At 70.3% G+C, this 23,386-nt stretch carries 18 protein-coding genes; 11 read left to right on the plus strand and 7 right to left on the minus strand.

The features are described from left to right. The first annotated feature begins 16 nt into the window (after window positions 1-16). From glyQ to polA, 10 genes are all read left to right on the plus strand, one after another. Window positions 17-1,009 (plus strand): glycine--tRNA ligase subunit alpha, encoded by a 993-nt coding sequence (glyQ, locus tag AC6JA9_RS19050; protein ID WP_046713338.1) that lies wholly within the window; start codon window positions 17-19, stop codon window positions 1,007-1,009. Further along, a complete protein-coding gene (gene glyS / locus AC6JA9_RS19055) occupies window positions 999-3,104 on the plus strand; it encodes a glycine--tRNA ligase subunit beta (RefSeq protein ID WP_497960361.1) in 2,106 nt (701 codons plus the stop codon). Before glyQ ends, glyS begins: the two co-directional genes overlap by 11 nt. 144 nt (window positions 3,105-3,248) lie before the next feature. After that, window positions 3,249-4,721 (plus strand): YncE family protein, encoded by a 1,473-nt coding sequence (locus AC6JA9_RS19060; protein ID WP_497960362.1) that lies wholly within the window; start codon window positions 3,249-3,251, stop codon window positions 4,719-4,721. Beyond that, window positions 4,718-6,883, plus strand: a complete 2,166-nt coding sequence (locus AC6JA9_RS19065; RefSeq protein ID WP_497960363.1) for a hypothetical protein — start codon at window positions 4,718-4,720, stop codon at window positions 6,881-6,883. The genes AC6JA9_RS19060 and AC6JA9_RS19065 overlap by 4 nt, the downstream gene beginning before the upstream one ends. A gap of 63 nt (window positions 6,884-6,946) precedes the next feature. Further along, window positions 6,947-7,813, plus strand: coding sequence for an FHA domain-containing protein (locus AC6JA9_RS19070; RefSeq protein WP_473569161.1), 867 nt, complete (start codon window positions 6,947-6,949; stop codon window positions 7,811-7,813). Between the two features lie 112 nt (window positions 7,814-7,925). Continuing rightward, window positions 7,926-8,462, plus strand: a complete 537-nt coding sequence (locus tag AC6JA9_RS19075) for an A24 family peptidase (protein WP_473569159.1) — start codon at window positions 7,926-7,928, stop codon at window positions 8,460-8,462. 46 nt (window positions 8,463-8,508) lie between these two features. Further along, the gene (locus tag AC6JA9_RS19080) at window positions 8,509-9,957 is read left to right on the plus strand and encodes a type II and III secretion system protein family protein (protein ID WP_141332561.1); all 1,449 of its coding nucleotides are present in this window, start codon (window positions 8,509-8,511) and stop codon (window positions 9,955-9,957) included. Between the two features lie 174 nt (window positions 9,958-10,131). Next, complete coding sequence (locus tag AC6JA9_RS19085; protein WP_223751585.1) at window positions 10,132-11,916, plus strand: TadA family conjugal transfer-associated ATPase; 1,785 nt, start codon at window positions 10,132-10,134, stop codon at window positions 11,914-11,916. Window positions 11,917-11,922: 6 nt separating this feature from the next. Then, window positions 11,923-14,148, plus strand: coding sequence for an FHA domain-containing protein (locus AC6JA9_RS19090; RefSeq protein WP_267696492.1), 2,226 nt, complete (start codon window positions 11,923-11,925; stop codon window positions 14,146-14,148). 45 nt (window positions 14,149-14,193) lie between these two features. Continuing rightward, on the plus strand, window positions 14,194-16,926 hold the full coding sequence (polA, locus tag AC6JA9_RS19095) for a DNA polymerase I (protein WP_497960364.1): 2,733 nt from the start codon (window positions 14,194-14,196) through the stop codon (window positions 16,924-16,926). 312 nt (window positions 16,927-17,238) lie between these two features. Here polA and AC6JA9_RS19100 read toward each other — a convergent pair whose 3' ends face one another. From AC6JA9_RS19100 to AC6JA9_RS19120, 5 genes are all read right to left on the minus strand, one after another. Further along, window positions 17,239-17,781, minus strand: coding sequence for a hypothetical protein (locus AC6JA9_RS19100; protein WP_223785763.1), 543 nt, complete (start codon window positions 17,779-17,781; stop codon window positions 17,239-17,241). A gap of 165 nt (window positions 17,782-17,946) precedes the next feature. Further along, window positions 17,947-19,188: a peptidase MA family metallohydrolase gene (locus AC6JA9_RS19105; protein WP_223751589.1), complete on the minus strand. Its 1,242-nt coding sequence runs from the start codon at window positions 19,186-19,188 to the stop codon at window positions 17,947-17,949. Between the two features lie 12 nt (window positions 19,189-19,200). Continuing rightward, entirely contained in the window at window positions 19,201-19,497 is a 297-nt protein-coding gene (locus AC6JA9_RS19110; protein ID WP_223751590.1) for a DUF167 domain-containing protein, read from the minus strand. Between the two features lie 4 nt (window positions 19,498-19,501). Beyond that, a complete protein-coding gene (locus tag AC6JA9_RS19115; RefSeq protein ID WP_046713350.1) occupies window positions 19,502-20,029 on the minus strand; it encodes a DivIVA domain-containing protein in 528 nt (175 codons plus the stop codon). 76 nt (window positions 20,030-20,105) lie between these two features. Next, the gene (locus AC6JA9_RS19120) at window positions 20,106-20,654 is read right to left on the minus strand and encodes a HEAT repeat domain-containing protein (RefSeq protein ID WP_223751591.1); all 549 of its coding nucleotides are present in this window, start codon (window positions 20,652-20,654) and stop codon (window positions 20,106-20,108) included. Between the two features lie 123 nt (window positions 20,655-20,777). Between AC6JA9_RS19120 and AC6JA9_RS19125 the strand changes: the two genes are divergently transcribed. After that, window positions 20,778-21,287, plus strand: a complete 510-nt coding sequence (locus AC6JA9_RS19125; RefSeq protein WP_223751592.1) for a J domain-containing protein — start codon at window positions 20,778-20,780, stop codon at window positions 21,285-21,287. On the opposite strand, the gene AC6JA9_RS19130 is transcribed toward AC6JA9_RS19125, so the two are convergent. Continuing rightward, entirely contained in the window at window positions 21,221-22,213 is a 993-nt protein-coding gene (locus tag AC6JA9_RS19130; protein ID WP_497960365.1) for a stage II sporulation protein M, read from the minus strand. The genes AC6JA9_RS19125 and AC6JA9_RS19130 overlap by 67 nt on opposite strands. A 2-nt stretch (window positions 22,214-22,215) precedes the next feature. Next, the gene (locus AC6JA9_RS19135) at window positions 22,216-22,980 is read right to left on the minus strand and encodes an RDD family protein (protein ID WP_497960366.1); all 765 of its coding nucleotides are present in this window, start codon (window positions 22,978-22,980) and stop codon (window positions 22,216-22,218) included. Window positions 22,981-23,386 lie beyond the last annotated feature (406 nt).

Raw genomic sequence — 23,386 nt, forward strand, 5'->3', positions numbered from 1 at the left:
AAGGACACCCATCGCTATGTATTTCCAGGACCTCATCTTCACGCTCCAGAAGCACTGGGCCGACCAGGGCTGCCTCTCCACGCAGCCGTACGACCTCGAGGTCGGCGCCGGCACCATGGCCCCGACGACGTTCCTCCGCGCGCTGGGGCCGGAGCCCTGGAACGTGGCGTACGTGCAGCCCTCGCGTCGCCCCGCGGATGGCCGCTTCGGTGAGAACCCGAACCGGCTGTTCCAGCACCACCAGTTCCAGGTCATCCTCAAGCCCGCGCCCAAGAACGTGCAGGAGCTGTATCTGGAGTCGCTGCGGAAGATCCGCATCGACCCGCTCGAGCACGACATCCGCTTCGTCGAGGACGACTGGGAGTCGCCCACGCTCGGCGCGTGGGGCCTGGGCTGGGAGGTGTGGTGTGACGGGATGGAGGTGACGCAGTTCACCTACTTCCAGCAGTGCGGCGGCTTCGACTGCAAGCCTGTCTCCGCGGAGCTCACGTACGGGCTCGAGCGCATCTGCATGTACCTGCAGAACGTGGAGAACGTCTTCGACATCGAGTGGGTCAAGGGCGTGAAGTACCGCGAGGTGTTCCACCCGAACGAGGTGGAGATGAGCCGGTACGCGCTGCAGGAGTCGGACGCGGCCATGCTCTTCTCGCTGTTCGATGCGTACGAGAAGGAGTGCAAGCGGCTCATCGAGCGGCAGTTGCCGCTGCCCGCGTACGACTTCGCGCTGAAGTGCTCGCACACGTTCAACCTGCTGGACGCGCGCGGCGCCATCTCCGTCACGGAGCGCGCGGCCTTCATCAAGCGCGTGCGCGACAACGCGCGGCTGTGCGCGGAGGGGTATCTCCAGATGCGCGAGCGGCTGGGCTATCCGCTGCTCAAGACGCCGTGGACGGTGGGGGAGCAGCCCGCCATCCTCGAGGGCAAGGCGGCCAGTGACTACTGGAAGACGGTGCAGCTCAACAAGCCGGTGGAGAAGAAGGAGAAGGCGGAGGTGACCCGTGGCGCGTGATCTGCTCCTGGAAGTGGGCGCGGAGGAGATTCCCGCCTCGTTCATCGCCCCCGCGCTGGAGGACCTGCGCCGGGTGGTGACGGAGCGCCTGGCGGACGCGCGCCTGGAGCACGGTGAGGTGAAGGTCTACGGCACGCCCCGGCGCCTGGCGGTCTGGGTGCGCGACGTGGCGGACGCGGGCAAGGACGTGGTGAAGGAGGTGCTGGGGCCCAGCGCCAAGGCCGCGTTCGACGCGCAGGGCAAGCCCACCAAGGCGGCGGAGAAGTTCGCCGAGGGGCTGAAGCTCTCGGTGGACCAGCTGGGCCGCGCGCAGACGGCCAAGGGCGAGTACGTGTCCGCGCGCGTGGAGGAGAAGGGCCGCGCGGCGGCGGACATCGTCCCGGACGCGCTGCACGCGGCGGTGCACTCCATCAACTTCCGCAAGTCCATGCGCTGGGGGGACGTGGAGTCGTCCTTCGCCCGGCCCGTGCAGTGGCTGGTGGCGCTGCTCGGCGGCGACGTGGTGCCCGTGGTGTTCGGCGACGTGAAGAGCGGCCGCGTGACGTACGGCCACCGCTTCCTGTCGCCCGGCGCCGTCGAGCTGAAGGCGCCCGCGGACTACGAGGCCGCGCTGGCGAAGGCGAACGTGGTGGCGGACATCGGCAAGCGCCGCGCCATGCTCGTGGAGAAGGTGACGGCGGCGGCGAAGGCGGCCGGCGGCGCGCTGCTCGAGGACGAGGGCCTGGTGGACCAGGTGACGAACCTGGTGGAGCTGCCCAGCCCCGTGGTGGGCACGTTCGAGGAGCGACACCTGGACCTGCCGCCGGAGGTGCTGGTGCAGGAGATGAAGAGCCACCAGCGCTACTTCTCGCTGGTGGACGGGGCGGGGAAGCTGTTGCCCAAGTTCATCGCCGTGTCGAACACGCCGGTGCGCGACGAGCAGCTGAGCCTGCGCGGCTACCAGCGCGTGCTGCGCGCGCGTCTGGCGGATGGCCGCTTCTTCTTCGACGAGGACCGCAAGACGCCGCTCGCCGACCGCGTGGAGAAGCTGGGCCGCGTGGTGTGGCAGGGGCAGCTGGGCACGTATCTGGAGAAGGTGGAGCGCTTCCGCTCGCTGGCGGTGTGGCTGGCCGGGCAGACGAAGCGGGCAGGGGAGAGCGCCACCATCGAGCGCGCGGCCACGCTGGCCAAGGCGGACCTCGTCACCGGCATGGTGGGCGAGTTCCCGGAGCTCCAGGGCGTCATGGGCCGCGAGTACGCGCGCGCCAGCGGCGAGCCGGACGCGGTGGCCCTGGCCATCTTCGAGCACTACCTGCCGCGAGGCGCCGAGGACGCGCTGCCCACGCAGGACGCGGGCGCTCTCATCGGCATCGCGGACCGGCTCGACTCGCTGTGCGGCATCTTCGCCATCGGCAAGGTGCCCAGCGGCGCGGCGGACCCGTTCGGTCTGCGCCGCGCGTGTCTGGCCATCATCCGGCTGGTGCTGGGGCGGGGCTACCGCTTCAGCCTGTCGGCGGCGGTGGACGAGTCGCTGCGGCTGCTCGCGCCCCGGCTGGCCAACGTCAAGCGCAAGGCGGGCGAGCCCGCGCCGCGCGAGCAGGTGCTGGAGTTCTTCCGCGGCCGCCTCAAGGCGCTGTGGGGCGAGCAGCACCGCACGGACGTGGTGGAGGCGGTGCTCGCGGCGGGCTTCGATGACCTGGTCGCCGCGCAGAAGCGCCTGGAGGCGCTGAGCCTCATCGTCGGGCGGGCCGACTTCCAGCCCCTGGCCGCGGCCTTCAAGCGCGTGGTCAACATCGTGGAGAAGCAGGGCCGCGACGTGGCGGGGGGGCAGACGCAGGCCCAGAAGCTGGTGGACGACGCCGAGAAGCAGCTCCACGCGGCCTTCTCCCACGCGCGCACGTCCGTGACGGGCCTGCTGCAGGGGGATGATTTCTCCGGCGCCCTCAAGGAAATCACCGGGTTGAAGCCCGTGGTGGACACCTTCTTCGACAAGGTGATGGTGATGGCCGAGGACAAGGAGCTGCGGGAGAACCGCATCCGGCTGCTCACGGAGATTGGCGCCCTGTTCAACCAGGTGGCCGACTTCTCGAAGATCCAGGCCGAAGTCGCGGCCTGAGGCCCTCACGAGGCCGCCTGCCCCCCGGGGGATGGAGCACGTCCCCGGGGGCGCCGGTTCGTCGGCTGCCGTGCGCCCGGGAATGACGCGGCCCCTTTCCGGTTGCCCGGGGGGAGGCCCCTTCCTACACTCCCGCCCCCTCTGATGCGCCCCTACCTCGTCACCTCCGCGCTGCTGCTGCTGTCGTCTTGTGTCGACACCACGCAGAAGCCTCCGCCGTCCTCTCGCCTCGTCTATCCGAGCGGTGTCGCCTTCTGGCGCCCCGAGGTCACCTCGTCCACGAACGGCTTCCTGTACGTGGCGGGAGCCAACTTCGACAAGTGCTACGAATCCGGCGCGGTGACGGCGCTGGACCTGGACGCCCTGGGCCTGCGGCCCTTCGGCAAGGACTTCGCCGACGCGGGGGAGCTCGCAAGCTTCCCCGCGCTCTTGACCGACCTGAAGGTCGACGCCAACCGCAGCTACGTGCGCATCGACAGCTTCGCCGGCGAGATGACGCTGTGGACCCCGCCTGGACGCTCACCCCGCCTGTTCGTCCCGACGCGCGCCGAGGGCAGCTACCTCCAGGTCATCGACGTGGCGGATGACGGGCTGGGCCTGACGTGCGCCCAGTCCACGTCCAACCGCGACTGCCGCGTCAACGCGCTCTCGCTGGTGGGCGTCCCGGGCGCGAACAAGGATGGCGTCCCGGGCGCGCCGGCGCCGCTGGGCGTCACGGTGGACCGCTTCAACCCGGACGGCCGGGTGTGGGTGACGCACACGGAGCTCGTCGGCCCGCAGTCAACGGACGTCCAGCAGTCCGACCTCCAGGGGTACCTGGTGAACCTGCCCGCCGCGGCGCCCACGCGCGAGACGCTGACCACGTCGAGCTTCGTCCCGCTGGGCGTCAACGGGCTGTTGCCGGGCGCGGCGCACTCGGTGGCCATCGGCAGCCGGTACCTGTACGCGTCCGGCCGCAGCTCCGCGACGCAGCAGCTGGGCACGCTGTCGGCGGCGTACGTGCTGCGCCTGGTGGACCGCACCGCGACGGACCGCGTGCTGGAGTCCGACGTGCGGAGCATCTACTCCATCCGCGAGGCGCGCGGCGTGGCGGTGGTGTCCCGTCCCCGGCGCGACGACCCGACGCAGGTGGACCTGGACCGCGAGCGCGTCTACCTGCTGGCGCGAGGTCCGGACACGCTGCTCATCATCGACATCGAGAACGCGCGCGCGGACCTGCCGACGCTGCGCGTGGTGTCCGCGCAGTCGCTGCCCGAGGGCGCCAGCGAGCTGGAGGTCATCCCCCGGGCCGCCGGTCGCGGCAACCTGGTGGCGGTGACGGGCAGCGGCGACGAGGCGGTCTCCATCTACGACGAGGAGGTGGGCCAGCTGGTGGCCCAGGTGCTCGTGGGAGACCAGGACCCGGCCCAGCCCAGCCAGCCCTACGGGTTGACGGCGGACGTGCGGGGCAACTCGGCGCGCCTGTTCACCACCACCTTCGGCGACGGACGCGTCGCCGTCATCGACATCCCCAACCTCGACCGGCCGCAGGATGCGCGGCGGGTCGCCCTGCTCGGCGTGCAGCAGCTCCGCGACACGCGTCAGGGCACCAGCGTGTGTCAGGAGTCCTCCCCGTGAAGCGCGGCACCCTCACCGTCCTCCTCGCGTGCGCCGGGCTGGGCGCCGGCTGCTCGGATACCCAGGCCACCACGGGCTTCGCCGGCCTGTCCGGCACCTATGACCTGACCATGGTCGGCGACCTGGTCTTCGTCACGTCCTCGGACCGCGACGAGCTCCAGGTCCTGGACCTGTCGAAGGACCCCAAGCAGTTCATCCCCGCGCCCAACCCGCTGCAGACGCTGGCCATCCCGGTGCTGGACCGGCCGGACTCGCTCACGCGGGACGTGGGCTACAAGGCCGACGGCTCCGACCATGCGGGCCCGTATGTCTACGCGCGCAGCGCCGGCGCCTCGCAGATCTCCGTGGTGGCCGCGGGCCCGGACCGGCTGGTGCAGGTGCTCCGGCTGGAGGGCCGCAGCCTCATCACCGCGTTCGCGGCGCGCTCTCCCGCGCCCGTGCCGGAGGGCCAGACGCCAGGACCCGGCGTGCTCTACTACGGCATCCAGGACCCGGACGCGCCCTTCGAGGCCGACACCGGCGGCTCGCGCATCGAGCGTCAGTGGGTGCCCGGTCCCGACGCGCTCGGGGCAGGGGAGGTCGTCCCCGCGGCGGTGACGCTGTTCTGTCTGCAGCCGGGGGAGTCCGTGCAGGCGATGGCGGTGCTCCCGAACGACCAGCTCGTCGTGGCCACGCGCCAGGCCACCGGCCTGACGGGCCGCACGCTGCTGGTGCAGGACACCCACCCGGAGACGAGCGTCGACTGCACCACGCCCTCCGCGGCGGTGCGGGACCTGTCCGGCGGCTTCGACAACTTCCCGGTGCGCTACCTGGTGACGCACCCGCGCGTGTCCATCCCCGACAATTCGGAGACGCCGCAGAACGAGGCCCAGGTGATGGAGGCGGGGCAGTTCGTCTTCGGCATCAAGGACGAGCTGTCCTGCGGTGGCGCCACGGAGTGCACGGGTGTGCTCGCCGTGGACACGCTGACGGGCCTGACGGCCACGGACCTGAGCGGCGCGAAGATGCTGCCCATCCGCCCTCCGGACGGTCTGCCCACGGGGCTGGCGCTCATCCCGACGGCGACCCTGCGGCTGCGGCTGGTGGGCCCGGAGGGCACCATCACCACGGACGCCTCCGCGACGGTGCCCCTGCTGGGGTTGATGCCGTCATCCAACGGCAGCATCACCACGTTCTCCGCGAGCGACCGGCGTCAGTTCGACCTGGACCTGCGCCGCGCCAACGTGGTGGTCGAGGCGCGCAACGAGCAGGAGCAGGTCATCACGGTGGGCGGCGCCTCCACGCTCGTCGACGTGAGCCAGGCGGTGGAGCACCTGTGTGATCCGTCGAATCCGACGGGGCCGAGCGTCACCCGGCGCACGCTGCTCGAGGGCTCGGTGGTGGGCGGGGTGTTCCGCTTCATCTACCAGGGCGCGTTCCCGAGCATGGTGGACCTGCCGCGTGACCTGACCACGCCCACGAGCTTCGTGGTCCCCCAGGCCACCGAGGTCTCCCGGCAGGTGCGGCTCGACGACACCATCGTCCTGGCGAACCAGGACATCCGCTGCACGACGGACCTCAAGGTGACGAGCATCCGGCCCGCGAGCGAGGCCGGCAAGGTGGTGCTCGAGACGACGACGCCCATCCCCGAGGACTGCGCGGAGCTGCCGCTCTTCACGGTGCGCGTCGGCGGGGACCAGCGCTTCGTGCTGGTGAACGACCTGGGCGAGTTCCTGTCCCGCGACGTGGAGGACTCGGGGCCGGGCTACCAGATTCCGACGAGCTACTACTTCCACCCGGCGGACTTCACCCAGACGACGACGGTGCCCGACTCCGCCAGCCCCTGTGGCACGCCTGGCGACATCACCGTGCCGCTCTTCCCGCCCACGCCGCCGCCCCTCACGCTTCGTGCGACCGCGACCAGCGCGCTGAGTCGGGGTGATCGGTTCGTGGTGTCGGTGGGCTCCGGCGTGCGCAACCACATCTCCGGCGTGGACACGTCCTCGTCCTCGGGCGCGGGCCTGGCGTTCTACACGCTGCCGGGGCCCGTGGTGGCCGCCCAGAGTGGCGGGGCCTCCCTGGCCTACATCGCCTACCCCTCCGCGGATGGAATTCTACAGCTGAACCTGAGCGTGATTATCGACAACGCCGTCAACGCGTTCGGCCTGTCCGCGTTCGAGTAATTGGGCGTGGCCAGAGGTGTCTGTTAGAGTCCGGGTCATCCTGTACCGTCCGAGTCAAGACCGATGATCGATCAGAACTCACGCCCCGCCCGCAAGGTCGGTATCGCCGACCACCTGTGGGAGACGTACGAAGACATGGCCCAGCAGATGGGCTCGGACCGCGACGCCCTGATCAACCAGGCGCTCTTCATGTTCGCGCGCCTCAACGGGTTCATCGAGGCGAAGTCCCGGGGGGAGGCGCACGTCGCGCCCGCCGCCGTGGCCGCGCCCTCGCGTCCGTCCCCCGTCGCGGCGGCCCCCGCCGCCCGTCCCTCCGCGCCTCCGGTGCTGGCGCCCGCGCCGGCTCCCAAGGCCGAGCCACCCGCGCCCGTCCGGGCGGGAGGCCGTGGCGCGCCGCCTCCTCCCGAGGAGCGCTCCTCTTCCAACGGCCTGGACAACGACCCCGTCCGCCGCGAGGTGGCCGAGCGCGTGCTGGAGACCGCCGCGGAGCTCGAGCGCCTCATCAAGGGCAAGAACGAGCCGCCCCCTCCCAACGACGAGATGGTCGAGGAGGAGGAGCCGCTGCCCGACCAGGACGAGCCGCCCCTGGAGGACGAGGAGCAGGCCGAGCCCGAGGAGGAGCCCGCCGACGAGCTGGCCGAGGAGGAGGGCGCCGCGCTGTACCTGGTCACCGAGGACGGCGGCGAGGAGCGCATCGTCAAGGAGCGCTACGTCATCGGCCGCGGCAAGCACTGCGACTTCGTCATCAACTCCGGCAAGGTCTCGCGCGAGCACGCCGTCATCGCCCAGGAAGGGCATGACTGGATCATCGAGGACCTGGGCTCGTCCAACGGGACCTGGTTCAACAAGCAGCGGATCAAGCGCCGCAAGATCGAAGACGGGGACGAGTACTTCATCTGCAGCGAGAAAATCCGGCTCGTCGTCCGCTGAGACAGTGAGACGACCCTCGTTCCAGGGGGTCTCTCGCTGTTCGCCAATTGACGGGCTCCAGGCGTCCCTGGTTTGATACCGGACGCCTGGACGCGAATGGGACAGGCGACGGATGACGCCTGGACAACTCGCGCTGTGGACGGCCCTTGGAGTGGCCCTGGTGATCTCGGTGGTGACGGACGTCATGCGCCGGGAGATCCTCGACTGGGTCACCTACCCGCTGATGGCGGTGGGGCTGGGAGTGCGCCTCGCCACCGAGGGGGTGGGGGGGCTGGACCAGGGGCTCATCAGCGGGCTGGTGTCGGGCGTGGGCCTGGCACTGCTGCTGGTGCCCGCGGCGGTCCGGGGGCGGATGGGGTGGGGTGACGTGAAGTTGATGGGCGGGGTGGGCGCCGTGCTGGGGTTCCCAGCGTCGATGGCGGCCGCCGCGTTCATCTCCCTGGTGGGCGCGGCCCAGGCGGTGGTGTCGCTCCTGTGGCAGGGGGCGGCCTGGGACACGGTGGCGGCGGCGCTGCGACGCTGGGCGGTCCGTCTTCGCCTGACGCGCGCGGTCACGGAGCCCTCCGCGCAGCGACACATCCCCTACGGGGTGGCCATCGCGCTCGGGACCTTCTGGGCGATGTGGTGGCAGCAACAAAGCTTGGGTTAGCGCAGAGACTGTAGGCGCAGAGACTTTGGAAGAGGGGACACGCACGATGTTCACACGCTTCACGCATGCCGCCGCCCTGGGCGCGCTCGTTGCCCTGGTTGCCGGCGGCTCCGCCCTGGCCCAGGAAGGCACCACGTTCAGCCTCGGGGTGGGCGCCCAGAAGGTTCTCAACATCCCGGGCCTCAGCAAGGTGGCCCTCGGCGATCCGTCCATCGCCGACGTGAAGACGCTCGGCTCCGGCCAGCTGCTCGTCACCGGCCAGGCCGAAGGCAAGACGACCCTCCTCATCTGGAAGTCCACCGGCCAGCGCACCAGCTACCTCATCAACGTGCGCAAGCAGGACCCCAACGACGTCATCGCGGAGATCAAGCGCCTCTTGGGTGAGATCGAAGGCGTCTCCGTCCGCATGGTGGGCGACCGCATCTACCTGGACGGTCAGGCCTACACCACGCAGGACGCGGACCGCATCGAGCAGGTGGTGAGCCTGTATCCGAACGTGAAGTCGTTCGTGAAGATCGCCCCCAACGCCAAGAAGCTGGTGGCGCAGAACCTCAACGCCGCGTTCCAGAAGGGTGGCCTCAAGAACGTGCAGGCCAACGTGGTCGGCGCGACCATCTTCCTGGAGGGCTCGGTGGAGAGCCAGCAGGACCTCCAGAAGGCGGAGCTCATCACCAAGGCCATCGGCGAGAAGGTGGAGAACCTGCTCGTGGTCGGCATCAAGCGGATGATCCTCTCGGAGGTCCAGTTCGTCGAGATCCGCCGCAACAGCCGCGACCGCTACGGCATCCGCTACCCCCTGGACATCACGGGCACGGCGTCCGCCGCGGCCACGGTGACGCAGGAGCTGTTCCCGGGCACCTTCGGCCAGGGCGGCTCCAACCTGGGCCTGACGGCGGGCGCGGACTTCTCCATCGGCTTCCAGGGCAACGACGGTTACGGCCGTCTGCTCGCCCAGCCCAAGCTGGTGTGCGCCAGCGGTGAGAAGGCGGAGTTCCTGGCGGGCGGCGAGGTCCCGATTCCGCTCATCACCAACAACCAGTTCTCCGTCGAGTACAAGAAGTACGGCGTCATCCTGAACCTGCGCCCCACGGCGGACCGCAACGGCAACATCCAGACGGAGATCGAGGCCGAGGCCTCCGAAATCGACACGTCCGTCGCGGTGTCCTTCGGTGGCTCGTCCACGATTCCGGGCTTCCGCACCCGCAAGGTGAAGACGAACGTCACCGTGCGCCACGGCGAGACCATCGTCCTGTCCGGCGTGTTCAGCCACGACGAGCAGAAGTCCGTGTCGAAGATTCCCGGCCTGGGTCACATCCCCATCGTCGGCGAGCTCTTCAAGAGCCGCGGCTTCGACTCGACCAAGCGCGAGCTGGTCATCTTCGTCACGCCGCGCATCGTCAACCCGGACTCCGACAAGGTCCGCACCATCATCGAGGACGTGAAGAGCCGCTACAAGCAGGCCCGGTCCGAGGTGAACTTCAACATCTTCGACTGACGCCGCGGGCGCCGCTCCGCCGGCGCCCAGGGGCACCGGGGCCCACCTGGGGCCCCGTCACGGGCCGGTTTCCTTCCCTTCCGGGGGCGGGAGCCGGCCCGTCGGCTTTGCGGGCGGGCATTCGGCTGCGACCGACGCTTTGAGGTGGAAGGGGCGCTTGGTAGCATCAGCCCCATGTTTTTGATCACCCTCGCGGAAAAGGGCGGCGGGACCGAGCAGCGTGAGTACCACAAGCCGGAGATCACCATCGGTCGGCTGCCCGGCAATGACATCATGCTCGCGAAGGGCAATGTCTCGAAGTACCACTCCCGCATCGTCGCCAAGGATGGCAAGTGCATCATCGTGGACATGAAGTCCACGAACGGCACCTTCGTGAACGGCAAGAAGATCGCCGCGCCGCAGGTGCTCAAGCCGACGGACCAGATCTACATCGGCGACTACATCATCAACGTGGAGCCGCTGGAGGACGCGGGTCCGGCGATGACGCGCGCGGGCCAGGAGGAAGAGGCCTACGACGACCAGGGTGAGGAGGAGGGCTACCCCGAGGAGGAGCAGTACGAGGACGAGGAGCCCTACGAGGAGGAGCCGCCGCCTCCGCCGCCCCCCCAGCCCGCCGCGGGCCGCATGCCCGCGTCCATGGCGTCCGCGCTGGCGAAGAACAAGAAGAAGGTGGACCCCCGGGTGGAGCGCTACACGCGGCTCCAGAAGGAGATCCACGACCGGCTCATCGAGTACCTCGACCTGCGTCGCATGGACATGGACCGGCTGGGTGACGACGAGCTGTGGCGTCGCACCGAGAAGGCCATCCGCGACATCATCGACCAGATGGAGGCCGATGGTGAGCTCCCGGAGGACGTGGACCGGGAGGAGCTGCTCACCGACGTCATCAACGAGGCGCTGGGCCTGGGGCCCCTGGAGGCGTTCCTCGCGTCGGATGAGATCAGCGAGATCATGGTGAACCACGCCAACCAGATCTACATCGAGCGCAAGGGCAAGCTGACGCTGTCGGAGAAGACGTTCTCCTCGAACCAGGCGGTGCTCGGCGTCATCGAGCGAATCGTCGCGCCCATCGGCCGGCGCATCGACGAGTCCAGCCCGCTGGTGGACGCGCGCCTCAAGGACGGCAGCCGCGTCAACGCCATCATCCCGCCGCTGGCGCTGAAGGGTCCCTGCATCACCATCCGCAAGTTCAAGAAGGACTCGCTGAAGATCCAGGACCTCATCAAGTACAAGACGCTGACGGCGCAGATGGCCGAGTTCCTGGAGATGTGCGTCAAGGCCCGGCGCAACATCGTCATCTCCGGCGGCACCGGCTCCGGCAAGACGACGACGCTCAACATCATCAGCGCCTTCATCCCCGACGACGAGCGCATCGTCACGGTGGAGGACGCCGCGGAGCTGCAGCTGCCCCAGGACCACTGGGTGCAGTTGGAGAGCCGGCCGCCCAACCTGGAAGGCAAGGGCGCCATCACCATCCGCGACCTGGTGAAGAACTGCCTGCGCATGCGTCCGGACCGCATCGTCGTGGGCGAGTGCCGCTCGGGTGAGACGCTGGACATGCTCCAGGCGATGAACACGGGCCACGACGGCTCGCTCACCACGCTGCACGCCAACACGCCGCGCGACGCCATCGCCCGGCTGGAGACGATGGTGCTCATGTCCGGCATGGACCTGCCGGTGAAGGCCATCCGCGAACAGATCTCCAGCGCCGTGCACATGATCGTCCAGCAGACGCGCTTCTCCGACGGAACGCGGAAGATCTGCTACGTCACGGAGGTGTCCGGCATGGAGGTCGACATCGTCACGCTCCAGGACATCTTCTATTACAAGCAGGACGGCTTCACGGAGGACCACAAGGTGCGTGGCCGCTTCGTGGCGTCGGGCTTCGTGCCGAAGTTCTACGACGAGCTTCAGCGCAAGGGCATCCCCGTCAACATGAGCATCTTCCGCGAGGACTGACGCGCCATGGCCACACTGGTCGTCCGTCTGCCCGACGGTACGGAGAACGAGCACGAAGTCGTCGGCGAGCTGAAGCTGGGCCGCCAGCAGGGCTGTGACATCCTGCTCACCGAGGGCGGCGTGTCGCGCACGCACGCGCGCGTCTTCACGGAGGCGGGCACCGTCTTCATCGAGGACCTGGGGAGCGCCAACGGCACCTTCGTGAATGGCGAGGCCATCGCGGAGCCCACCGCGCTCACGCCCCAGACCGAGGTGGTGCTCGGCGACTACACGCTGACGCTCAAGGCCGCGCCCTCCCGCGCGTCCGGTGCGCGGCGCGCCGCGAAGTCCGCCGGCTCCGAGCCGCCCATGCCCGTCGGCGGCGAGGGCGGTGGGGCGCGCGCGACGCGGGCCCTGCCCAGCGTGAAGTCGAAGCCCGCCGGGGCTCCTCCTCAGGGTGGGGCGCTGGCGAAGCGTCCGAAGCCCGCGGGAGGGGGGGGCGCGAGCGGTCCGCTGCTGCGGGGCACCGTGGGGCCGTGGGCCGGCAAGACGTACCCGCTCAAGGGCAAGGTGCTGGTGGGGCGGCTGCCTCCGGCGGCCATCATCCTGGAGGACGACTCCGTCAGCCGGAAGCACGCGGAACTCGAGGCCACGGGCCGGGGCGTCCTGGTGCGCGACCTGGGCAGCGCCAATGGCACGCTGCTCAACGGAGACCCGCTGGGCCCGGAGCCGGTGGAACTCCAGCCCGGGGACCAGCTCCAGTTCGGCGTCATCGAGCTGACCTTCGAGGCGCCTCAGGAGGACGCCGCGGTGCCCTCGCGGCGTGGCGCGGGCGCGCCTCCGCCCTCCCGGCGGCGAGACGCCGGCAACGGCGGTGGAGACCCGGAGGCCGCGCGGCGCAAGAAGCTGATGGTGGCCGGCGGCGGCCTGGTGGCGGTGCTGCTCGTGGCCGGCGTGGTGAAGGTGATGCTGCCCTCCACGCCCGCGCAGACGGACGGTCCCATGGGCCCGGGCGTGCAGGTGGACCCCGCTCAGCAGATCGCCGACCTGCTCAGCGAGTGTCGTTCCTTCGCGTCCAGCGAGCTGGGCGCGCCCAACTGGGCCAAGGCCGAGCAGATCTGCTCGCAGGTGCTGGACCTGGACCCCATCAACACGGACGCCAACACCCTCATCCGCCGCATCAAGCTGGAGAAGGAGGCGTACGAGAACTTCTCCACGGGCGAGAAGCTGGTGCAGCGCCTCAAGCCCGAGGAGGCCCTGGCGTCGTTCCGCAAGATTCCGCGTGAGAGCGAGTACTTCCGCCGCGCGCGCTCGAAGGCGAGCGAGGCGGCCGAGCAGGTGACGAAGCGCGCGCTGGATGACTGCAAGCGCTACCTGAACAACTCGCAGTGGAGCGCCGCGGTGCCGCGCTGCCAGACGTACATGGCGGTGTGGTGCCAGAACCAGCCGCGCGAGGACCTGCAGCCGCCCCTGGGCTACACGCTGAAGCTGGACGGGCGCCTGCGCCGCAACGAGTGGCGGCCGAAGGACCCCCTGTTCGTGAAGTTCCTCATCTCGCGCCAGAAGCTGGATCCGAACTCCGTCCCGTGGACGTGCCCGGTGGCCGAGGTGCTCAACCAGGAGAACCTGCCCACGGACCCGAAGATGGTGGTGCTGGAGGCGGTGAAGCAGCGCTACCCCAACAAGCTGATGCAGGCGGCGATGATGGACTACTGGTCCGGCCGCGGCAGCGAGGCGCTGGCCACGCTGCAGAAGCTGCGCGCCAACTACGAGTCCTCGGCGCTGCACGGGGCCGCGGACGAGATGATGAAGACCATGTCCACGGTGGATCAGCTCTTCAAGGGTGGCCAGAGCTACCTGGCCGCGGATGACCCGGAGAAGGCGTCGGAGCCGCTGCGCGAGGCGCTGGAGGTGGACAAGTCGCTGATGCTCGACCTGGCCGAGTCCAAGCCGTCGTTCTACCGGCGCAGCATCCTCCAGGACATGGCGGACAAGGCCTATCAGCGCGGCCGGCACTGGGCGGACCGCGAGGACAACCGCCGCGCGTGCCGGGTGTGGAAGCTGGGCTTCAGCTTCTATGCGGGCAACGCGGACCTCAACAAGGCGGCGGGCTTCTGCTCGACGCTGGCGCTCAACACCTTCCGTGGCGCCGGCGGCTGTCCGGACCTGGCGGCGGTGCTGGACCTGGCCGTCAAGGGCGACGGCGTGGAGGAGATGGTCGAGGCGAAGAAGCGGGAGTGGAAGTGCAACTAGCGCGCGACATGGACAGGGAGGGACGGGCGCGCTAGGCACGGGGGCATGGCCGACACCAGCCCCCCGCGCTCCGCGCCCACCCTGGTCCTCATCGACGCGTCCGGCTTCATCTTCCGCGCCTACCACGCGATTCCGCCGCTCACGACGAGCAAGGGCGTGCCCACCAACGCCGTGCTCGGCTTCACGCGCATGGTGCTCAAGTCCCTGAGGGACTTGAAGCCCACCCACGTCGCGCTCGCCTTCGACAAGGAGAGCCGCGTGGAGCGCCAGAAGATCGACCCCACGTACAAGGCGAACCGCGAGGGGCCTCCCGAGGACCTGGTGCCCCAGTTCGCGCTCATCCGCCGCGTGGTGGAGGCGCTCAACCTGCCCATCCTGGAGATGCCGGGCTGGGAGGCGGACGACGTCATCGGCACGCTCGCGCAGAAGGCCAAGGCGGAGGGCTTCTGCGTCCAGGTCGTCACCGGGGACAAGGACTTCATCCAGATCGTCGACGAGGACGTGCGCCTGTTCGACCCGATGAAGGACGTGCACACCCGGCCCGAGGACGTGAAGGAGCGGCTGGGCATCGAACCGAGGCAGATGCGCGACTACCTGGCGCTCATCGGCGACGCGGTGGACAACGTGGCCAAGGTGCCGGGCATCGGCCCGAAGACGGCCACGGAGCTCATCCAGCAGTTCGGTGACGTGGACACGCTGCTGTCGCGGCTGGACGAGGTGAAGAAGCCGAAGATTCGCGAGAACCTCGCCTCGCACCGCGAGAGCCTGCTGCGCGCCCGGCAACTGGTCAGCTTCAAGACGGACCTGCCGTTGGAGGTCCGTGTGGCGGAGCTGACCCGCAAGGAACTGGACGCCACGCGCGCCCGGGAGCTGTTCACCGAGCTGGAGTTCTACGCGCTGCTCAAGGAGCTGCCGCAGGCGGGGCAGGGCGGAGCGCCGGGCGCCTCCGAGCCCGTGAAGGAGAAGCCCGCGCCCTTGCCCACCACCACCGCGCTCGTCACCACGGACGAGGAGCTCCAGGCGCTGGCCCAGGCCGTGCGCGCGGCGGGCTCGGTGAGCCTGGTGCCGGCCTACGAGGGTCTGCCCTTCGCCGCGAGGCTGGTGGGCCTGGGCGTGGCCCTGCCGGACGCGAGCACCCGCTACGTGCCGCTGCGCCACGATGTCCTGGGCGCCACCCAGGTGCGCCCGGACGCCTTCGCCGCCGCCTTCAAGGCCGTGCTCGAGGACGCCGCGGTGAAGAAGGGCGGCCATGACCTCAAGGCGCTCACCCTGGTGCTCGCCAACGAGGGCATCGACCTCACGGGCGCGCACGACGACGTGGAACTCTTGAGCTACCTGCTCAACCCCTCGCGGCGCGAGCACGCGCTGGCGGACCTGGCGCGCGAGCGGCTCGTCACCGAGCTGCCCGCGCTGCCCCCCGCGGCCGAAGGGCGGCGCGGCAAGAAGGACCGCGCGCTGGCGGACCACTCACCGGAGGAGCTGGCGCTGGGCTTCGCGGTGCGCGCCGAGGCCGCGCGCAGGCTCGCCCCCGAGCTGTGGAAGGAGCTGGACGAGGCGAAGCTGTCGGAGCTGGCCCAGAAGCTGGAGCTGCCGCTGCTGCCCATCCTCGCGCGCATGGAGCGGCGGGGTGTGAGCCTGGACACCCAGGAGCTCGCGCGCATCTCCGTCAAGGTGGACGCGGCCGTCGAGTCGCAGGTGAAGGAGGTCTACAAGCACGCCGGACGCGAGTTCAACATCGGCTCCAATCCGCAGCTGGTGCAGGTGCTCTTCACCGACCTGAAGCTGCCCATCATCAAGCGCGGCAAGACGGGGCCGTCCGCGGACCAGGAGGTGCTGGAGAAGCTGGCCGAGGAGCACCCGCTGCCCAACGCCATCATCGAGTACCGCAGCCTGTCCAAGCTCAAGAGCACCTACCTGGACACGCTGCCCACGCTGGTGGCCGCGGACGGCCGCATCCACACCACGTACCACCAGGCCGCCACCGCCACGGGCCGCCTGTCCTCCACCGACCCCAACCTCCAGAACATCCCCGTGCGCACGGAGCTGGGGCGGGAGATCCGCCGCGCCTTCGTGGCGGCCCCGGGCCACCAACTGGTGAGCGCGGACTACAGCCAGGTGGAGCTGCGGCTGTTGGCGCACATCGCCGACGACGCCGTGCTGGTGGAGGCGTTCCGCAACGACGAGGACGTGCACAGCCGCACCGCCGCCGAGGTCTTCGGCGTGGCGCCGGACCAGGTGGACCGCGAGCAGCGCCGCGTGGCGAAGATGGTGAACTTCGGCATCGCCTACGGCCTGTCACCGCACGGCCTGTCCACGCGCCTGGGCATCCCCCAGGAGACGGCGCGCGACATCATCGAGCGCTACTTCATCCGCTACGCGGGCATCCGCCGCTACCTGGAGGAGACCGTCAACACGGCCCGCAAGACGGGCTACGTGGAGACGCTGTACGGCCGGCGCCGCTACATGGCGGACCTGAACTCCAAGAACCGGGGCGTGGCGCAGGCCGCCGAGCGGGCCGCCATCAACATGCCCATCCAGGGCACCGCCGCGGACCTCATCAAGAAGGCCATGCTGGTGGTGGACGAGGAGCTGCGCGCCCAGAAGCTCTCCACCGTGCTGCTCCTGCAGGTGCACGACGAGCTCCTGCTGGAGGCGCCGGACGCCGAGGTGGAGCAGGTGAAGGCGCTGGTGGCGCGCGGCATGGCGGGCGTCGCCTCGCTCAAGGTGCCGCTGAAGGTGGACGTCGGCGCGGGGAAGAGCTGGGCGGACGCCCACTGAAAAGCAACGCGGGAGGAGCGCCCACCCCCGTAGACGCTCCCCCCGCGGTCCCACGCGCTATCTCACTGCCCCCACGAAACAGCCCCCACGACAACAATGCCGACCCGTCCGACCGGCGAGTCGCGCGGACCCCCATCCACGCGTCTTGCCAGCGGCTCGCGATGCGCGCTCACCACTCCCCAGCGGGAGCACGCGTCCCCATAAGGCGCGCCACGGGGTCCCCACCCCTGGCACGCTCCCTCCCGCCGGCCTCGGACCCTCCCAGTCTGGAGCGTCAAGCCGAACGGGTCGGCAAACCCGACCACCCCTCACTCAATGCATCGCGGTGCGTCCATCCCTCGAGCCGGGCGGCACGTGCCTGACGCGCGACGGCCGCTCGAAGTACTCCACCACCAATCCCCCGAAGGGTACCCTGGGCCCCTCCACCCTCGAATCCCTGAGCCGCTGGAGCAGCGCCACCGCCGAGTCCACCGCCTCGTCCACGGCGCGGTTGATGCGCTCCTTCTCCCCATCCCCGCCGCCCAGCACCTCCGCGGCATCCACCAGACAGCGCCGCAGCGCCGAGAACTCCTCGTGCAGGGCGCGCGCGCCACGCTCCGGCGACAGCCGCAGCACCGCCTTCGTGCGGCTCCAGGGGCTCGTGTCGTCCCCCTCCAGCATCACGCCCAGCTCCCGGACGAAGGGCTCCACCAGTCCGTCCAGCTGGCTCAGCGGCGCCTGCGAGCCATCCGAGTCGTGTGCCGTCATCCGCATCCGCCGCCACAGCGCAGCGATTCGGTCCGGCTGCTGGCGGAAGAACCTCGCCAACCCCGCTGCCTTGCGTCCCCGCTCGCTCATGTCCGGTGCCTTCCGCATCGCATCGGGAGCTATAGCAAGGCGGTTGCCAGCGCCTGAGACCCGCGCCCTCCAGCAATTCCAGCCACTTGGCCGGGTGGAGTGTGGCGTGGAGGTGCCTGGGACGGTAAAAACTTCCGGGTTCGGCTTGTAGAGGTGTCCGAAGGTCCAGATGCCCCGGGCGCTTCAATGCAGGGTGGGCTTGAGCGTGCGGGCGCGCGGGTCCTCGCCGTCCGTGTCCGGAGCCTCACCCTCCGGTCCCATCCCGAACTCGCCCGAGGGCGACTCCGCGTGGGGGGCGCTGTCGGCGTGCTCGGGCTCCGGCGCGGGTGGCGCGCCCGTCCAGTACACCTCGCCGGGGGGCGCGCCGTCCTCGGGGGCGGGCAGGGGCGTGGCATTGGCCTCGGCCGCCTGCTGCTGGGCGACGAGCATCAGCCGCAGGGCGGCCTCGTCCGCGGCCTCCTGGGCGGCCATCTCGGCCAGGCGCAGGTTCTTCTGCCGGCGGCGGCGCGCGTACGCGGCCACGCACAGCACGGAGGCCGTCAGCCACAGGAGCGCGGAGCTGGTGGTGAGCGGCAGCCAGCCGTAGCGGGCCGCGAGCCCGTCGCGCCAGCCGGCCTCCTCCACGTCCAGTGACGTGTGGAAGGCCTTGCCGAAGGCCGTCTCGAAGGGCTCGCCCGCGCGCACCCCGTCCACGAGCTGCCCCATGGCGTGGGCGCCGTAGCGGGTGCCCAGGTGCGCGACGAAGGCGGCGCTCTGGGCATACGCAATCTCCACGTCGGCGGGCAGGTCCGGCCAGTCGTCGGACAGGTCCTCGAAGTGGAAGACGCGCTCCTGCGTCACCGCGCGGAAGAGGGCGGAGTAGTGCGTGAGCGAGAAGCGCTCTCCGGTGACGTTCTGCGCGACGCCCTCCTGGAACCAGCGCGGCCAGTCGCGCGCGAGCTGTCCCAGCGCCACGTGCGCCAGCTCGTGCCGCAGCGTCTGTTGCCCGTCCGGCGCGTTCAGGCTCAGCGCGTCCAGCAGGATGATTTGATGGGCGGGGTAGGCGAGCGCCACCGCCCAGCCCGGGGGCTTGCCGCCGGGGAGCGCCAGCGCGTCGAACTCGTCGCGCCCCACGCCCAGCCGCACCTCCGTCACCCCCGGCCAGTCCCGCCCGAGGATGCCGCCGAAGCCGTCACGCACCGCTTCAATCTGCCCCGCCAGCTCCCGGGCCGCCCCGGTGGCCGCGGCCGTGTGGAGGATGCGGAAGCGCTTCGTCGTCACCTCGCCGACGACCTGGGGAGGCCGGGCATGGGGGACGAGCACCACGTTGTCCACGAGCGCGTCGCCCGCGCCGTGGGGATGGGAGACGGAGCCTTCGACCAGGCCCTGGGCCCACGCCCGAGGCATGGCCCAAAGCAACAGCAGCAGGACGAGCAGGTGGCGCATGCGGGGGCCTCGCTAGGCCCCAGACATAACAGCCTCGGTCCGCGCCGCATCAATGCCGACCACGTGCACGCGTTTGCGGCGCGATGCGTCACCGGCCACGAGCCTCACCTGCCTCCGAGGGACACCCAGCTGCTTGCCCAGGAACTCGAGCAGGGCGGCGTTGGCCTCTCCATCCACGGGCGGAGCGGCGAGCTGGATTTTCAACAGCCCGTCATGCTCGCCGACGACGCGGGTGCGCGAGGCGCGGGGCTGGATGAGCAGCGCCAGCTCCACGCCGTCCGGCAGGGACTTCAGCCAGGGCGGGGCCACGGCGCTACTCGCTGACGGTGGCCTTCTTCTGGGACAGGTAGGCCACGTTGTCCTCGACGCGGGCGTAGTCGCGGTCCGCGAAGGCGGGGGCCTTGAAGGTCTCCAGCAGCTTCTGGTGCGCGTCCAGCACCGAGCGCACCTGCGACTCGAACTGGGTGCGCTGACGCTTCAGCTCGTTGATGTCCTCCACCACCTGCACCAGCCGCTGGTGCGCGCCGTGGACGATCTTCTCCGCCTGGTGCTCGGCGTCCGCGATGATGATCTCCGCCTCCTTCTTGGCGGCGGACTGGAGGTCCTCGCTGATGCGCTGCGCGGTGACCATCGTCTCCTGGAGGGTGCGCTCACGCTCCTGATGCTGCTCGAGCTTGAGCTGCGTGCGCTTGAGCTCCTCCTTGAGCGCGATGTTCTCCTTCACCACCTCCTCGAACTCGCCGGCGATCAGCTCGAGGTAGGCCTCGACCTCGCGGCGGGAGAAGCCGCGCAGCGCCGTGTCGAACCGCTTCTGCCGGATGTCGAGCGGAGTGATCTTCATGCGCCGGGAGTCTAGCGCAGGACCGCGACTTCTCCAGGAATCGGCCCCGGGAGCCCGCCTGCCCGCAGGGCGGGGGTCAGGGCGCGGCGGTGGAGGGGGCCTCCCACTGGGCGGCCACGGCGCGGGCCGCGTTCTGCACGGCGGAGGTGAGGCGCGCGTCCGTGGTGGCGTCCTGCAGGGTGCGCCGGGCGGAGGCGGTGCGCTGGAAGATGAGTCCGTTGAGGGCCTGGATCTTCAGCGCGTCCGGCATGCGGGGGTGGCGCACCACGTTGCCGAGGATCTCCTCGGCCCGGGGATGCTGGAACAGCGCCACCGCGCGCAGCACGGCCTGCTGGGTGCGGGGGTTGGGGTCCCACAGGTGGATGGCCAGCGAGTCCAGGGCGCGAGGGTCCCCCAGCAGGGCCAGGTCCTCCACGGCGATGGCGCGAATCTCCTCCGGCGCGGGACGGGCGGCCCACAGCAGGGCGCGCAGGAAGGCGGCGTCGTCGCCGGGCACGGCCTGGGGGGCGGGGGCGGACGGCTCCGGGGCGGGCCGGGTCGATTCGGTGGCGGGACGGGCCTGGGCGGCCGGGGGCCGGGCCGGGGCGGCGGCGAGCAGCAGTCCGGCGACGAGCAGGGGGCTCATGCTGTGGGTTCTATCCGAAAGGCCGGGGGTCCGGCGGGGCGCGGTGGAGATTTTCTTGACGCGATCTCCCGACGTGGGAGCTTGGCGGTGCTACAGGACTGTTGCTGACGGGAGCAAGGGCCGATGAACGCGGTGGCTTCGAGCTGGCGGACACTGGAGAACGTCGAGGTGGAGTGTACCCACTGCGGCATCCGGATGACCCTTCAGATGGGGAACCGGATTCGCTACTTCCGGTGTTCCGGCTGCCACCGCTGGGTCTCCAGTACCTACTCCGAGGTGTTCCGGGCGGACGCCAAGGTGCGCACCCACCCCGTGAAGGACACCGGGGCCCGGGACGAGCAGTTCATCGAGGTGAAGGACCGGCTGGAGCGCTGGCTGTCCGCCATCGAGGACCAGGACCCCTACCAGCTGCTCGGCGTGTCGCCGCTGGACTCGGCGGACAAGGTGCGCGCGCGCTACCACGCGCTGGCCATGGAGCGTCACCCGGACCGGGGCGGCTCCGCGGAGAAGATGCGCGAGCTGAACGTGGCCTACGAGCGCATCCTCCGCCACCAGCAGCGCAAGCGTCAGGAGGCGCTCACCTCGGGCGCGTCCGTGGTGTCGGCGTCGGTCCTGCCGGCCCGCAGCAGGTAGGCCCAGAACAGGCCCCCCAGGGACAGGCCCAGCGCGGCCTTGGCCCACGTGGGGAACAGGTCGCCCGGGGACACGTAGCCCTCCACCACGCCGATGCAGGCCAGGAAGGGCGCGCACCCCAGCACCAGCTTCACCGCCTCGCGTCCGCGCAGGGCCAACGCCTGGCTCCGGGGCAGCTCCCCGGGGGCCACCAGCGCCTGGCCCACCATCAGCCCCGCGCCCCCGGCGATGACGATGATGGACAGCTCCACCGGCCCGTGCGCGGCGATGAAGTCCAGGAAGCCCACCGTCATGCCCTCGCGGATGCACAGCGCGGAGATGGCGCCAATCTGCACGCCGTTGTTCACCAGGATGAACATCGTCCCCAGCCCCGCGAAGATGCCCATCGCGAAGGTGAGGATGGTGACGGTGAGGTTGTTGGTGGCGATGCCGGAGGACACGGAGTTGGGCGGCGCCACCGACAGGATGTCGTCCGTCCACATGCGCCCCTGGGCCACGTACTGACGCACGCCCGAGGGCACCAGCAGCTCCGCGCCGCGTGGCTCCCACAGCACCACCAGCGCGCCCAGCAGCAGTCCCAGGCAGAACAGCGCGGCGCTCGCGCCCACGAAGCCCAGCTCGCGGCGCAGCGTGCGCGGGAAGTCGCGGCGGAAGAAGCCTCGCACCGCGGCCCAGCGCTCGCGCGGAGGCTGGTAGATGGCCGCATACGCGCGCGCGCAGAGCTGGTTGAGGAAGCGGTGCGCGTCGGTGTCCGGGTAGAACGTCTGCGCGAGCGCCAGGTCCGAGGTCGCGCGGCGGTACAGCGTGTCCAGCGTGCGCAGCTCGTCCAGCGTCAGCGTGCCCGCGCGCTGGCGCTCGAGCAGCCCCTCCAGCGACTTCCAGCCCTCCCGCTTCTGGGCGACGAACGCCGTCAGCGCCTGGGCCATCCTCAGCGCTCCGTCCGCACGAGGCCGCGCAGGTGGGCCTCGATGGACGTGGAGGACGCGAGCACCCCGTCGCGCTCCGCGTCCGTCAGGCCGCCCAGCTTCTCCACCATCCGCGCGCCCATCCGGAGCCGCACGTCGGGCGCCAGGCCCGGCGCGCGCGTGAGGAACGCCAGCACCAGCTCCACCTCGTCGGGCTTCAGCGCCCGCGTCGTCGAAGGCGCGGCGCCGCTCGTCGCCTGGGACGCCGGCTGCGTGTACTTGTCCAGGTCGATGCGCTCCTCGCGCACCAGCACCGTGCCGGCCAGCACGTCTCCCAGCCGCTGATGCCTGGGCGTGAGCAGGAGGCTGATGCAGCCCACCGCGTAGACGCCGGGCAGGAAGTCCACCGCGCGGCACAGGTTGCGCACGGCGCTCTCGTAGAGGCCCACCGGCGAGCCGTCCAGGCGCACCACGCGGATGCCCAGCGCGCGCTTGCCCGGCGTCTGCCCGTGGAAGAAGACCTCGCCCAGCGTCCAGTACAGCCACTGGGTGGCGAACACGCCCACCACCAGCAGCGTCTGCCCCAGGCTCGACAGCCCCTGGAACACCCCCAGCACGTCCGACACCAGCAGCGTGAAGACGAAGTACGCCACCACCCAGAGGAAGAAGAGCAGGCTGGCGTCCACCAACCACGCCAGGCACCGGTAGCCGATTCCGGCCACGGGCAGGGAGAGCGCCACGCGCTCCGGCGTGGCCACGGCGAGATGCGGGCTGGGTGCGGTCCTCATGTCCGCTACCCAGCATACACGCCGAGGACCCATCTCCCGTCGTCACCTGGGGCAGGCCCTGCGACGATTCCGGACATCACCCGCTGTCGCATGGTGGACAGCCGACCACGTGCCAGGGCCCGGCGGATATCGGCTGTTGGACGGAAGGGCTTGTCATTCCAACGACAGCGATGACGAACCAACGGACGCGGTGGCCGAATCCCATCGGATTCGCGCACACTTGACACTCTGTCCAGGGTCGGCTTCGCCTCTGCGCTTCCCCGGTGTTAGGGTATTGGTGACGTTGGACCTGGAGCTGGCTCCAGCGGAGGTGGAGCCCGGAAGGACGTCACCAGTTGTGAGGAGTGAAAAGCAGTCACGGAGTCAGGTCGTGCATCATCGGACCGACCCCGGAGTGGTTCAGCGG

The sequence above is a fragment of the Myxococcus sp. MH1 genome, from assembly GCF_059738865.1.

Bases quoted from the DNA above. Each gene is read 5' to 3' on its own strand.
- glyQ (WP_046713338.1), top strand. From the start codon at position 17: ATGTATTTCCAGGACCTCATCTTCACGCTCCAGAAGCACTGGGCCGAC.
- AC6JA9_RS19060 (WP_497960362.1), top strand. From the start codon at position 3,249: ATGCGCCCCTACCTCGTCACCTCCGCGCTGCTGCTGCTGTCGTCTTGT.
- AC6JA9_RS19070 (WP_473569161.1), top strand. From the start codon at position 6,947: ATGATCGATCAGAACTCACGCCCCGCCCGCAAGGTCGGTATCGCCGAC.
- AC6JA9_RS19075 (WP_473569159.1), top strand. From the start codon at position 7,926: ATGACGCCTGGACAACTCGCGCTGTGGACGGCCCTTGGAGTGGCCCTG.
- AC6JA9_RS19080 (WP_141332561.1), top strand. From the start codon at position 8,509: ATGTTCACACGCTTCACGCATGCCGCCGCCCTGGGCGCGCTCGTTGCC.
- AC6JA9_RS19085 (WP_223751585.1), top strand. From the start codon at position 10,132: ATGTTTTTGATCACCCTCGCGGAAAAGGGCGGCGGGACCGAGCAGCGT.
- AC6JA9_RS19090 (WP_267696492.1), top strand. From the start codon at position 11,923: ATGGCCACACTGGTCGTCCGTCTGCCCGACGGTACGGAGAACGAGCAC.
- polA (WP_497960364.1), top strand. From the start codon at position 14,194: ATGGCCGACACCAGCCCCCCGCGCTCCGCGCCCACCCTGGTCCTCATC.
- AC6JA9_RS19100 (WP_223785763.1), bottom strand. From the start codon at position 17,781: ATGCGGAAGGCACCGGACATGAGCGAGCGGGGACGCAAGGCAGCGGGG.
- AC6JA9_RS19105 (WP_223751589.1), bottom strand. From the start codon at position 19,188: ATGCGCCACCTGCTCGTCCTGCTGCTGTTGCTTTGGGCCATGCCTCGG.
- AC6JA9_RS19115 (WP_046713350.1), bottom strand. From the start codon at position 20,029: ATGAAGATCACTCCGCTCGACATCCGGCAGAAGCGGTTCGACACGGCG.
- AC6JA9_RS19120 (WP_223751591.1), bottom strand. From the start codon at position 20,654: ATGAGCCCCCTGCTCGTCGCCGGACTGCTGCTCGCCGCCGCCCCGGCC.
- AC6JA9_RS19125 (WP_223751592.1), top strand. From the start codon at position 20,778: ATGAACGCGGTGGCTTCGAGCTGGCGGACACTGGAGAACGTCGAGGTG.
- AC6JA9_RS19130 (WP_497960365.1), bottom strand. From the start codon at position 22,213: ATGGCCCAGGCGCTGACGGCGTTCGTCGCCCAGAAGCGGGAGGGCTGG.
- AC6JA9_RS19135 (WP_497960366.1), bottom strand. From the start codon at position 22,980: ATGAGGACCGCACCCAGCCCGCATCTCGCCGTGGCCACGCCGGAGCGC.